This is a genomic window from Paenibacillus sp. J22P169 (assembly GCF_059691995.1).
Map to the genome: position 1 here is coordinate 87,468 of NZ_JCAUAO010000010.1, position 13,176 is coordinate 100,643.

Below are 13,176 nucleotides of genomic sequence, written 5' to 3' on the forward strand. Positions count from 1 at the left end.
TCGTTTTAGTTTACTAGTTTCTAATGTAGCTCAGGAAGCTACAAGCGAACCTTAGTTATATTATGCTCTAACTCTGGAGAGGGGGTGAACAATAAGATGAGTGAATCGAGCTGGAATAAAGAACAAATTAACTTAAAAAATAAAACTCACGATATTCAAGGAGGAGAAAAAAAGGTTATGAAAAAAAGTTTAAAAGTAATCGCAACAGCAACCCTAGCATTCTCTATGTTCGCTTCCGTAGCAATGGCTGCTGAAACAACACCAACAACTGCAACAACAACAGCTGCAGTTAAAACTTCTAAGGATTTTAAAGATTTGGCTGGCCTAGATGCAGGTCTTCTTGCAAAAATCGACGCTTTGCTTGCTAAAGGTTACATGGACGGTAAAGGTGACAACTTCGACGTTGCTGGTAACATGACTCGTGCAGAAGCAGCTAAGCTTGTTGCAAAAATCTTCAACCTAAAAGTTGGTACTGAAACAACTTCTTCTTTTAAAGACGTTGATGGAACTGACGCTTCCCTAGCATGGTCAATTCCTTTCATCGAAGCAGCTAAAAAAGCTGGTATCATCGATGGTATGACTGATACAACTTTCGCTCCAAAAGATAACGTAACTTTGGGTCAACTTGCTACATTGCTTGTTAAAGGTTTTGGTAAAGCAGGAGACGTTAAAACAACTACACCTTGGTACCAAGGTTACCTAGATGTTGCAAAAGCTAATGGTGTTGACCTAGGTACTGATGGAGCTAAAAATGCAACTCGCGCTGATCTTGTTGTAGGATCCTACGCTGCTGACGTAGCTTACTCAAACATTAACAAACCAGCTAAAGTTTCTGTAGCTTCCGCTAAAGCAACTGGCGTTCAAAAAGTAGAAGTACAATTGAACAGAGATGTTGATACAACTAAAGCAACATTGTCCTTGAAAAACGGTACAATTGCTGTAGCAACAACAGCTAAATTTGCTGCTGATGGTAAATCCGCAGTATTGACACTAACTGATACAAAAGTTAGAGCTGGTGAGTACACAGTAACTTTGGGTGGCGTGGACGCAGCTACAATCGAAACTGCAACTGCAAAATTCACAGCTGAAAACGAATCAGTAAAAGAAATTAAATTCGTTAACTCTAACGATACAGTAGCGTATGCTTCTGACGTAAGAATCGACCTAAGTGCAGTTAACCAATATGGTGAAGATGCTTCCTTCCCAGCTGCTAACTACACAATTTACGGAACAACTTCTGCTGCTCTTACAAAATCAGACAGCGGTAAGCTTCAAGTTAAAGTAAACGTATCTTCTGACTTCACAACAGCACAACAAAACGTTGCTGCATTCCCAATTTCCGTTCGTTTCAACGATAGCGGTGTTGTAGCTTCCAAAACTTTCAAAGTTGGCTTCGTACCATACGTTGCAAAAGTTGAAGCTGGCGCAGTTCAATATGCTAGCGGCAAAACTACTTTGACAGCAGCTGGTGAGGATGCTTACATCCCATTAACTCGCTTCGACCAATATGGTAATGAAATCCTTGGTACTCCTGCAGCTGGAACAATTAGTGCAGTTCAAATCCCAACAGACAGCAAGTTGACAAACTCCATTGTTGACAAAAACAATGATGGTCGTGCATGGGTTAAACTTCACGTAGATGTTCTTCCAGATGTTTTGACTAAGTACAACGTACAAGTATTTGGTGGCGGAAGCAGCGCATCGATCTCTGCAGACGTAACAGTAGATCCTGCAAACGTACCAGTTAAAATCGCATTTGGCGATTTCCCAACTCTTGCAGTTGGCGATACAGACAAATACGTTGCGGTTCTTGCATATGATGCTCAAGGAAACCAGCTATCTGCTGATGACGTTGTTAAATATGCAGACAAAATCACTTTCTCACCTAGCAATGTAACTCTTACAAGTTCAACTTCTGTTCCATCAGCAATGCTTGATACGAATTTGAAAATTGTAACTAAAGGTGTTAACAAAGGTAAGCTCCACATTGCATCTGTTGGCGTTAAAGGACCTGCAGGTATCTATGCTACTCTTGCTACAGGCACTCAATTTAGCCAAGCAAATGCTAACTTCAATATCCAGGATGTTCGTATTCCGGACAATATTATTTCAAGCGTAGCTCCAAAAGCTAGAATCCTTGGTTCTAATGTTGTAGCTGATGGCGCTGCTTCTACAGAATTCAAGTTCAAAGTAATTGACCAATACGGTGAAGAGCTTGATAAAAACGTAGCAGGTTACAATGTATGGGTGAATACAGTTTCTGATGCAGGCACGCCAACTGTAGGCGCAACATTGGACGATGTGGCTGTTACAGCTAACGTTTACAAAACTCTTGATCAAGTAAGCTCTAATTCCTTTAAATTTGTTACAACAGCTGGAACAGCAACAAATGCAAGCGAAACAGTTAAGGTAAAAGCAACTATTCAAAAAACAGACGGTACTGCAATTAAGTCCCTTACACAACAAGTTACAACTTGGAATACTACTGACAAATTGACTTACTCTGTCAATGCGGTAGATACTATGTTCAATGCACTTGACAATGCTGTAATTCCTGGTACACCTACACATGTTGCTAATGATATCGTAAATAGTAAGCACAGTGAATCAGTAGGCGTAACTGGGAAAGATGCTGCAGGTAACACTTACGCACTTCCTGGTAACATTGTAACTTCGGTAAGTTCTTCTGATCCTAACGTTGTAATGACAAATGGAACTGGCCCTAAAGTTATCGGTAATAAAGCTGGTACAGCTAAGTTGTCCGTAGTATTCAAAACAGCTACTGGATTCTCCACAGGTACTGTTGATGCAACAGTAAAAGCAGAAGCAATTTCAGTTGCTTCAATTACTGTAGGTAACGCAACTAAATCCCTTGCTACAATTTCTGGTACCAATGATGCTTATTTCTTTACTGGTACAATTAATGTTAAAGACCAGTTTAACACTGAGTACAAAAACGATGCAGCTGGTGTAAACGTAATTGGTGACTACCAAAAAGAACTAGGGACTACATTCTATGTAACTGATGTTGTATCAATTGATGCGACAACTGTTACAATCGATTCAGTAACTGGCCAAGTAACTGTAGGCACTGGCGTTAAGTCCTTCGTAATTAACATCGTAGCACCTAGCGGTCAATCTGCATTTACACAAGTTGTTAAACAAGACTAATTATATGTTGTAACGAAAGGGACCCTTCGGGGTCCTTTTTTGTTCACTTTTAACCTTCTTTATTATCAGTATTCCACCAATGAAACTATATATTCAACTTAACTCAACTTATTCATCTGGAAAATACTTAGCAATGAAGATTGTATAGATTCATAGTATACTAAGTTTGTAGCCGAGATGATACATCAAGTAGTACATGAATTGCTGCAAAAGAAGTAAACAAAACTCAAAAACATCTGGGAGGAATTACACATATGAAAAGAAGCCTTAAAGTTATCGCGTCCGCAACACTAGCACTATCTATGTTTGCATCAGTTGCAATGGCTGCAGAACCGAATACAACTAGCACAACTGCTCCAACAGCAACTACTACTACGACTACGGTTAAAACTTCTAAAGATTTTACAGATCTTAAAGATGTAGATGCTGCTCTTGCTGCAAAAATCGATGTACTTCTTTCTAAAGGTTTCATGGAAGGTAAAACTGATACAACTTTCGATATTAAAGGTAATATGACTCGTGCAGAAGCTGCAAAGCTTGTTGCTAAAATTATGGGTCTTACAGTAGATACTAATGCAAAATCTACATTTGCAGATGTTGATGCAACAGATGCATCCATCAGCTGGGCAATTCCTTTCATCGAAGCTGCAAAAGCTAAAGGTGTAATCGATGGAATGACAGATACAACTTTCGCTCCAAAAGAAAATGTTACTCTTGGTCAATTGGCAACAATGTTCGTTAAAGCACTTGGTAAAACTGCTGATGTTAAAGTAACAACACCTTGGTACCAAGGTTATCTAGATGTTGCTAAAGCTAATGGCGTGGATCTTGGAACTGACGGAGCAAAAGCTGCAACTCGCGCTGATCTAGTTGTTGGTTCATACAATGCTGACATTGCTTATCAAAACATTAACAAACCAGCTAAAGCTTCTGTAACTGCTGCAAAAGCAACTGGTGTTCAAAAGGTTGAAGTAACATTAAATAGAGATGTTGATACAACAAAAGCAACTCTTACATTGAAAAATGGCACAATTAATGTAGCTACAACAGCGAAGTTTGCTGCTGATGGTAAATCGGCTGTATTGACATTGACAGACGCAAAGATTAGAGAAGGCGAATACACTGTAACTTTGGGTGGCGTAGATGCATCTACAATCGAAACAGCAACTGCAAAGTTTACAGCAGAAAATGAAAAAGTAAGCAAGATTGACTTTGTAAATAATAATGATACAGTTGCATACGCAGCTGACGTGAGAATTGATCTAAAAGCTACAAACCAGTATGGAGAAGCTGCATCTTTCCCAGCTTCTAGCTACTCTGTATATGGACCAGCTAGTGCTTCCCTTGTAAAAACTGACAATGGTTTGCTTCAAGTTAAGGTAAACGTATCTTCTGACTTCACAACAGCTCAACAAAACATTGCTGCGTTCCCAGTATCCGTTCGTTTCAATGATAGTGGCGTTGTAGCTTCAAAAACTTTGAAAGTTGGATTTGTTCCATACGTTGCAAAAATTGAAGCAGGTGCAGTTCAATATGCTAACGGAAAAACTAGCTTAACAGCAGCTGGCGAGGAAGCTTACATTCCATTAACTAGATTAGATCAATACGGTAATGAAATCCTTGGAACTCCTGCCACTGGAACACTTAGCGTAGTTCAAGTGCCAACGGACAGCAAGTTGACTAACTCTATTGTTGACAAAAACAGTGATGGTCATGCATGGGTAAAACTTAATGTAGCAACACTTCCTGATGTACAAACAAAATACACTGTTCAAGTATTTGGTGGCGGAAGCAGCGGTTCAGTTTCTACAGAAGTAACAGTTGCCCCTGCAAACGTACCTGTTAAGATCGCCTTTGGTGAAGTTCCAACTCTTGCAGTAGGTGATACAGATAAATACATCCCACTTATGGCATACGATGCACAAGGTAACCAACTGTCTACTGATGATCTAGTTAAATATGCTGATAAAATTACTTTCTCACCAAGCAACGTAACATTGACAAGTACAACGGATGTACCTTCTTCAATGCTTGATGCAGGTCTAAAAGTTGTTACTAAAGGTAGCAATAAAGGTATGCTTCACATTTCATCTGTTGGTGTTAAAGGTCCAGGAAGCATCTATGCAACTCTTGCAACTGGTACACAGTTCAGCCAAGCAAATGTAAACTTTACTATTCAAGAAGCACGTGTTCCTGAGAACATCGTAACAAGCGTAGCTCCTAAAAATAGAATTCTTGGCTCCGCAACTGATGGTACAGCTTCTACAGAATTCAAATTCAAAGTAGTTGACCAATATGGTGAAGAACTTGATAAAGATGTAACAGGCTACAACGTAAAGTTGAATGCAAGCTCTGACGCAAGCACACCAAGCGTTAAAGTAACATTGAATGATGTGGATGTTACAAACAATTTGACTAAAACAATTGATGCAGTTAATGCAGAGTCCTTTGAGTTTGTTACACTTGGCGCAACGAATGCGAACGAAACAGTAACATTAAAAGCAACTCTTCAAAAAGCAGACGGAACACTAATCAAATCAGCATCACAACAAGTTACAACTTGGAATGGTAATGACAAATTAACTTATTCCGTTAACACAATTGATCCACTGTTTAACTCTATCGACAACTCTGTAATCGCTGGTAATGCAGATAGTGTTACTTTAAGTAAACACAGCAGAGCTGTAGGTGTTACTGCTAAGGATGCTGCTGGAAACACGTATGCACTTCCTGCTAACGTTGTAACTTCGGTAAGCTCTTCTGACTCAAGTGTTGCAATGACAAGTGGAAACAGAGTAATTGGTAACAAAGCTGGTACAGCGAAGTTATCCGTAGTATTCAAAACTGCTACTGGTTTCTCCACAGGCGCTGTTGATGTAACTGTTAAAGCAGAACCAATTTCTATCGCTTCAATTAGCGTAGGCAACACAACTAAAACTGTTGCGATCGCTGCTGGTACAAGCGCTGCTTATAACTACACGGGTACAATTAATGTTAAAGACCAATTCAACACTGAGTACAAAAATGACTCAGCTTCTGCAACTGTAATTGGTGACTATCAGCAAGAACTAGGAACTACTTTCTATGTTACTGATGTTGTAGCTGCTTCTGGATCTGGTGTTACAATCAATTCAGCAACTGGTGCAGTAACTATTACTGGCGCAGGCGATGTTACATCCTTCGTAATCAACATCGTAGCACCTAATGGTAAATCCGCGTTCACGCAAGTTGTAAATCAAGACTAATACAAAAAAGGACCCTTCGGGGTCCTTTTTTATTATGGCTCTAAGTTATTTTTAATGCCAATTAGCTTAAAAAGATTTAAGTGAATGAATAATTCTATTCGTATTCTTTATGTTCTGCTCGGCTAAAGTTAATGTACTTAAAACATTAATATTGAAAGAATTGCTAATAGCTACAGTACTTTTATCTTGAGACAAGAATTTATTTGCAGTCTTGGTTTGTTCAATTAGAGATATGAGTTTTATTTGTCGGGAAATAATATCATTAATATTGATGTTCGTTTGATTATTATTATAAAATTCAGTGGCATAATTGAACGATTCCGTGTACAGATTTGAAAGTTCAATAAATTCATTATCTATTTTTTGAAGGATCTCGGGATTGGATTCTATTTTTGAGTATTGTTCAAGTTTAATTACATACATCCACATTGCTGTATCAGTATCTCTAAGCCATTCATAAGTTTGTTTTAAAGCTATGTAGTCTATTAATTTTTGATTTTCATCTTGCTTAGTATTCTTTATAGTAACATCTACACTATAGTTGTCACCGTTCCAAACAACATCAGCGCCAAGTTCTCTCAGTAGATAAATAGGTACCATTGTTCTATTTTTGTAATTAATTGCAGGTATATCTTGAACAGTAAGTGGATTTCCATTAGACTTTACTGTGACAATTGGGTTTCCTTCAAATTCACCGTTATAACTAGAAGCTGTTGCAATGCTTGATGAAAGAAGTAAAACAATTGGCAGTAGAAAAAATTTCTTCATGCTATCATTCCCTTTTTATTGAAATTGAGTTAGTTGATAAACAAAATATTCAATAAAACATGAGGAATACCTGCAACAATTGTCAAATTATCTTACATAGGAAGAGGAGTGACATCATGAGAATCAAAAAGCTTACTTTATTTAATATCGTCTGTTTTCTTTTATTGTGTATTTTTGTATCGGATTCACAAGCCGAGGCCCCAGCACCTGGTACAACAGACCCGCTAATCACACAGAGCTATTTTGAGCAAAATACCTTAAGTGAAGTGAAGGTGAAAGAGATTGTAGCCTCCGCGATCGCAGGGAATGCTGGCGGGAGCAACGGAGGCACGAGCACTACCCCAGCGGCAGCAGCGAGCATGAAAGTTGTCCAATTGCAAAATGGACAAACCTTGTACGCTGGCGCTGGTGCGGAATTTATCGTGCGAACCGGCAGAGTGCTAGCGGTGAGCAATGATGAAAACGGCATCCCGGATGTAACGGGAGGCAAGGATCTAGCAGCAGGGACGGAAGTTGCATTGAATCATCTTTTGATTTTCCCGACAGAAGGCCGGGGTATTAAGCCGTCGCCGAAGAATACGGCGGACATCTTTGTCATGGTGCGCGGTAGCTATATAATTTTGAATGCAGATGGTAGTAAGGTTACGCAATAATTATTTGCTCCATAATTTTACCCAAACTGACAACTTCTTATCCGTGTTGCCTTTACGATTCTAGCCATACTAATCATTGTACCTAGCAGAGAAGGTAGCTGCTTACCACGTGCATGATCACAACTTAAACTCTGAGGAGGCGTTTGGTTATGGCTAGAAGTAAAGTGGTTCCGGAATCGAAAAAGGCATTGGATATTCTAAAGTATGAAATTGCTGCAGAACTTGGCTTACCCGTAGGTAAGCAAATGTCGTCGCTGAATGCAGATACAGAATTTGCGTCAGAACTCGGATCTGTTCACAGCTCTTCTATGAAAGAAGACTACTGGGGGCATATTACATCCAGAGATGCTGGTGCCGTAGGCGGTCGAATTACGCAGCGTTTAATTCAAAGAGCGGAAGAAACTTTATTTACTCTGTAATCATTTTACTTATTAAAGAACAAACAAAGAGGCCAGCTGTCGCTGACCTCTTTGTTTGTTCTTTAGGTTGTAATGCTCGTTACAAAATTACAATTGACAATAGACGACAAATAAAGTAGGATGGTTAATTGAAGGTCAATATTTAATTTAACCTTTTCCATTAGGGGAAGGTTCATTTTAATGTTGTCTTATTCATGATTTATCCATTGTTCCAGAGTGCGGAATTCATTGATCTTATCAGCGCATGAGCGCAAAAAGAGGGATTCCGTTTGGCGAGAAAAGCTGCCGCTAAAGCCGGGCCCAATTTTTTTATTTATAGAGGCATCGAGTAGAAGCTTTTCAAACATACTAAATGTAATGTAGGAGGATGAATATTATGGCTCAAGTTCGTGGACGTCGTTTATTTACATCCGAATCCGTAACAGAAGGTCATCCAGATAAAATTTGTGACCAAATTTCTGACTCGGTTTTGGATGCATTTCTAGCTAATGATCCGAATGCTCGTGTAGCATGTGAGGTATCTGTAGCAACTGGTTTGGTTTTGGTAATTGGTGAAATCACTTCGAAGTCTGAATATGTAGATATTCAAGCTATCGCTAGACAAACTATTAAAGACATTGGTTACACACGCGCGAAGTATGGTTTCGACTCCCAAACGTGTGCGGTTCTCGTTTCGTTGAACGAGCAATCTCCTGATATTGCACAAGGTGTAGACAGAGCCCTTGAAGCAAGAGAAGGTAACATGTCTGATGAAGAAATCGAAGCGATTGGTGCTGGTGACCAAGGCTTGATGTTCGGTTTTGCCGTGAATGAGACGCCTGAGCTTATGCCTCTTCCGATTTCTATTTCTCACCAATTGGCTCGTCGTTTGACAGAAGTTCGTAAGAACGGCACTCTTCCATACCTGCGTCCAGATGGTAAAACACAAGTAACGGTTGAATACATCGACGACAAACCTGTTCGTGTAGATGCAATCGTTGTATCCACACAGCATGATGAGAATACAACTTTGGAGCAAATCCAAAAAGATATTAAAGAGCATGTCATTATGCCAATCGTTCCAGCACACTTGTTGGATGAGAAAACAAACTATTTCATTAACCCAACAGGCCGTTTCGTTATCGGTGGACCTCAAGGGGATGCTGGTTTGACAGGTCGTAAAATTATCGTTGATACGTACGGCGGTTATGCTCGTCATGGCGGCGGTGCATTCTCCGGTAAGGATCCGACAAAAGTTGACCGTTCCGGTGCCTACGCGGCCCGTTATGTTGCGAAGAACATCGTAGCAGCTGGTCTTGCTGAGAAATGTGAAGTTCAATTGGCTTACGCAATTGGTGTTGCTCGCCCAGTATCCATTGCTGTGGATACGTTCGGTACGGCTAAAGTGAGTGAAGAGAAGCTTGTTGAGCTAATTCACAGTAACTTTGACCTTCGTCCAGCGGGTATCATTAAAGAGCTTGATCTTCGTCGTCCTATCTACCGTCAAACAGCGGCTTATGGTCACTTTGGTCGTAATGATCTAGATGTTCCTTGGGAGCGTACAGATAAAGCAGAATCGTTGAGAACGCAAGCATTAGAGCTTAAGCATTAATATAGAGAAGCCGTCCTTTGGGGGCGGCTTTTTGTTTGTGCATTTTTCACACAAATAGTTCACTGTAGTAAAATTATATGTTTTCTGTTGTTAATTATTATGGTAGTATATGTATATGTCATCTGATGCTAATTCATAGGGAATTATGTTATGATAAACAGAAAGATAAGTTCTGCGTTGGTATACGAAGGGAGAGCGATATTATGGACAATGAATTGAAGGAATCACTTACCGCGTTGCTAAGAGCAGAATTATCACCAGTTTTTGAAAAGTTAGATGCTATCGAAATACGCCTAAGTGGAGTAGATTCACGACTAGACAGAATAGAACTAGAACAATCCCAAATCAAACAAGCCGTGCTAGAAACCAATGAGATCGTGAAGCGGTTGGAAAATGTTCAAGAGCAACAACACAGGATTATTGAGCTACTCTCAGCACGTTCGATTGAACAAGAGGCTAAATTAAAGAAAATAATTTAATGGTTATATAAGCATCTCAAGCAGAGAGCAGACCCGAGCGGGTTGTGCTCTTTTTTTGCCTTTTTAGTGCATTTCTATGACATATGAATACAACATGGAGAATATCGTAACTTTTTCCATAGTTTAAGAGTCTATATAGGTATCGCTAAAGTGATAGATACTAGACTTAGATAACAAAGAGGAGTGGAATTGCAACGTGAAGGTACAGAGGCAAGTAGGAGTAGCTGCGCTGGCTTGCGCCATAGTGTGGCAGCTGGTGTCAGGAACTACGGTGAACGCGGCGGGCACTAAGCTGACATTAAGCACGCAGGAGACGATTACATCAGGCGCAATTATGAAGAACTACGTATGGACGACAACACGAAGTAATAAGGAAGTATCGGTGAACGCCAATGTGATCGAGGTTGATCTGACGAACCCGAACGTGAAGATAGACGCAATGGCAGGAACGAACAACCAGTTCACGAAGAACCAGAGTGTGCTCGGCATGGTAAAGGATACGGGCGCTGTAGCTGGGGTAAACGGTGATTTTTACAATACGCAGGCGGAGGGAGTACCGGAGGGCGCACAGATCACGAATGGTCAGGTGATGGCGACACCAGCGAAGATTTCGGGATTGTACTCATTTGCTATTACGAAGACGAATCAGCCTATCATTGATATTTTTGATTTCCAGGGTACGGTTACGGCAAAGGATGGAACATCCTTCGAGCTTGGAGGCGTGAACAAAACGTTCTACTGGGACGATAATGACGTGCCGCTGATTGCAGACGGGCTTTTCCTCTATACAAGTGCTTGGGCGATGACACAGCGCGCTGTGGATGGCACACACGTACCGACCGAGGCTCTCATCCAGAATGATATCGTTAAGGAAATCCAAGTTGATACGAATGTGAAAATGATTGCGCCAGCAGACGGGTATATCCTAAGAGGTTCCGGTTTGGCTAGAGAATTTATTGTAAAGCATCTAAAGGTTGGCGATAGAGTCACGACGAAATATGACATGGTTCCACATGATGCATCCAAGACTTACGATTGGAAAAACTTCAAAATGCTCATCGGCGGCAGCACATTGCTGGTAGATGAGGCGAAGCCGAGCTATTTTACGCGGAATATTAATGATTTTAACGGATATAGTCCAGTATCACGTACGGCTGTGGGTTACTCCAAGGATCTGAAGAAAGCCTATATTATAACGGCTGATCGAAGCGGTAGCAGTGCCGGAATGACGCTCCCAGAGCTGCAGCAATTCATGATTGATGCAGGTGTATGGCGAGGAATGGTCCTTGATGGCGGTGGTTCAACACAGATGGTGTCTAGGCCATTAGGTGATGTAGATCCGAAGCTAGTGAACAAAACGCAGAATGGCAATCAACGAGCGGTTGCAAATGGTTTGGGTGTGTATTCGACGGCACCGAAGGGTGAGTTGAAAGGTCTTATTTTAAAAGGGCAATCCTTATTATTCATGAATGAATCCAGCACTTATCAATTTAAAGCATATGATGATTATTATAATCCAATTGCAATTACAGGGATTGTTCCACAATGGAGCAGTACGATGGCGAATGGCTCGTTCAAAGATAACGTTTATACGCCGACTATGCCTGGGAAAACGCAGATTGTCGCTAAATCAGGTAAAGGTTCAGCAACCATGGATGTCGAAGTTGTCGGACGAGATCAGATTACATCGATGGCTTTTAGCTCGGGGGCTTTCTCACTGACGGAGGGTGGAGATTTCAAGCTTCCGATTACAGTGACAACACGTAGTGGAGCAACGCGAGAATTACCCGCGGCATCAGCGACTTGGGAGCTTAGTGGTATCAAGGGGACTATCACCAACGGCGTACTGCACGTAGACAGCACAGCGGGAGCACAAACGGCCCAGGTTATCGCTCGATACGATGGGTATAGCACCATGGTCACACTACCTGTGGGTCAGGAAAAAGTTTGGTACGACTTAGATAAATTTGCTGTCATGACAACAGGGGACAAATATCCGGCTGAGGTTGTTTCTACAGTCAATATTACACAAAACAATGGGAATAAGAACTTAGAGATCGCCTATGACTTCTCTAAAGGACTAGGAACGAAAGCAGCTTATGCTAAATTTAATAATGGTAACGGTGCGCCAATTGAAGGTGAGCCAGAATTTATTACGGCTAAAGTCCTAGGCGACGGTAGCTTCAATTGGGTTCGTGCAGAAGTCATTGATGCTGACGGCAAGTTGAATTATGTGAGCTTTACGGAAAATATGAACTGGACAGGCTGGCGCAAGGTGACGGCGGATGTGTCGGATCTGAAGGCTCCCCTTCTAGTCAAAAGCATTTATGTCGCAAATCCGGCCAATGGACAGGATGAAAGAGCCGCTAAAGGGAAAATTAATATTGACGATATTTCATTTATTTATAAAGGGCAACTGCCAGCTTTACCGAAAAACGCAATTAAACTGACAGTAAACAAAAAGCAAGCTACCTTGAATAGCAAGCCAATGACTTTGGAGCAAGCACCGACGATTGTAAAGGATAATACCTTGGTTCCGATTCGTTTCGTCACAGAAGCATTGGGTGGAACTGTGAAGTGGGATGACAAAGAACGTAAGGTAACCATCCTTCGTGGGGATAAACTAATTGACCTGTGGATTGATCAAGCTGACCTGCTTGTAAATGGCGGCCGAATCACGGCAGAAGTGGCACCTGCGATCATGAATAATGTGACTATGGTCCCATTACGGCTAATTTCAGAGAGATTAGGCTTCAAAGTAGGCTGGGATCCCCAGAATTACGGAATTTCTATTGAATAAATAGTACTAGAAGTACACGGCAAACGGGAAGAACTATGCTACAATATGGG

8 protein-coding genes are annotated in these 13,176 nt (G+C 40.9%); 7 read left to right on the top strand and 1 reads right to left on the bottom strand.

The annotated features are described in order from the left end of the window. Positions 1-96: 96 nt before the first annotated feature. The gene (locus tag AC58QG_RS30450) at positions 97-3,171 is read left to right on the top strand and encodes an S-layer homology domain-containing protein (protein WP_497365795.1); all 3,075 of its coding nucleotides are present in this window, start codon (positions 97-99) and stop codon (positions 3,169-3,171) included. A gap of 254 nt (positions 3,172-3,425) precedes the next feature. Next, complete coding sequence (locus tag AC58QG_RS30455) at positions 3,426-6,416, top strand: S-layer homology domain-containing protein (protein WP_497365796.1); 2,991 nt, start codon at positions 3,426-3,428, stop codon at positions 6,414-6,416. Positions 6,417-6,482: 66 nt separating this feature from the next. On the opposite strand, the gene AC58QG_RS30460 is transcribed toward AC58QG_RS30455, so the two are convergent. Beyond that, positions 6,483-7,184, bottom strand: coding sequence for a stalk domain-containing protein (locus AC58QG_RS30460; protein WP_497365797.1), 702 nt, complete (start codon positions 7,182-7,184; stop codon positions 6,483-6,485). Positions 7,185-7,300: 116 nt separating this feature from the next. On the opposite strand from AC58QG_RS30460, the gene AC58QG_RS30465 reads away from it, so the two are divergent. From AC58QG_RS30465 to AC58QG_RS30485, 5 genes are all read left to right on the top strand, one after another. Further along, positions 7,301-7,837, top strand: coding sequence for a hypothetical protein (locus tag AC58QG_RS30465; protein ID WP_497365798.1), 537 nt, complete (start codon positions 7,301-7,303; stop codon positions 7,835-7,837). Positions 7,838-7,986: 149 nt separating this feature from the next. Further along, positions 7,987-8,256, top strand: coding sequence for an alpha/beta-type small acid-soluble spore protein (locus AC58QG_RS30470; protein ID WP_497365799.1), 270 nt, complete (start codon positions 7,987-7,989; stop codon positions 8,254-8,256). Between the two features lie 376 nt (positions 8,257-8,632). Continuing rightward, a complete protein-coding gene (gene metK / locus AC58QG_RS30475; protein ID WP_497365800.1) occupies positions 8,633-9,847 on the top strand; it encodes a methionine adenosyltransferase in 1,215 nt (404 codons plus the stop codon). A gap of 203 nt (positions 9,848-10,050) precedes the next feature. Next, positions 10,051-10,326: a hypothetical protein gene (locus AC58QG_RS30480; RefSeq protein ID WP_497365801.1), complete on the top strand. Its 276-nt coding sequence runs from the start codon at positions 10,051-10,053 to the stop codon at positions 10,324-10,326. Between the two features lie 196 nt (positions 10,327-10,522). Then, positions 10,523-13,126, top strand: a complete 2,604-nt coding sequence (locus tag AC58QG_RS30485; RefSeq protein WP_497365802.1) for a stalk domain-containing protein — start codon at positions 10,523-10,525, stop codon at positions 13,124-13,126. Positions 13,127-13,176: the final 50 nt, after the last annotated feature.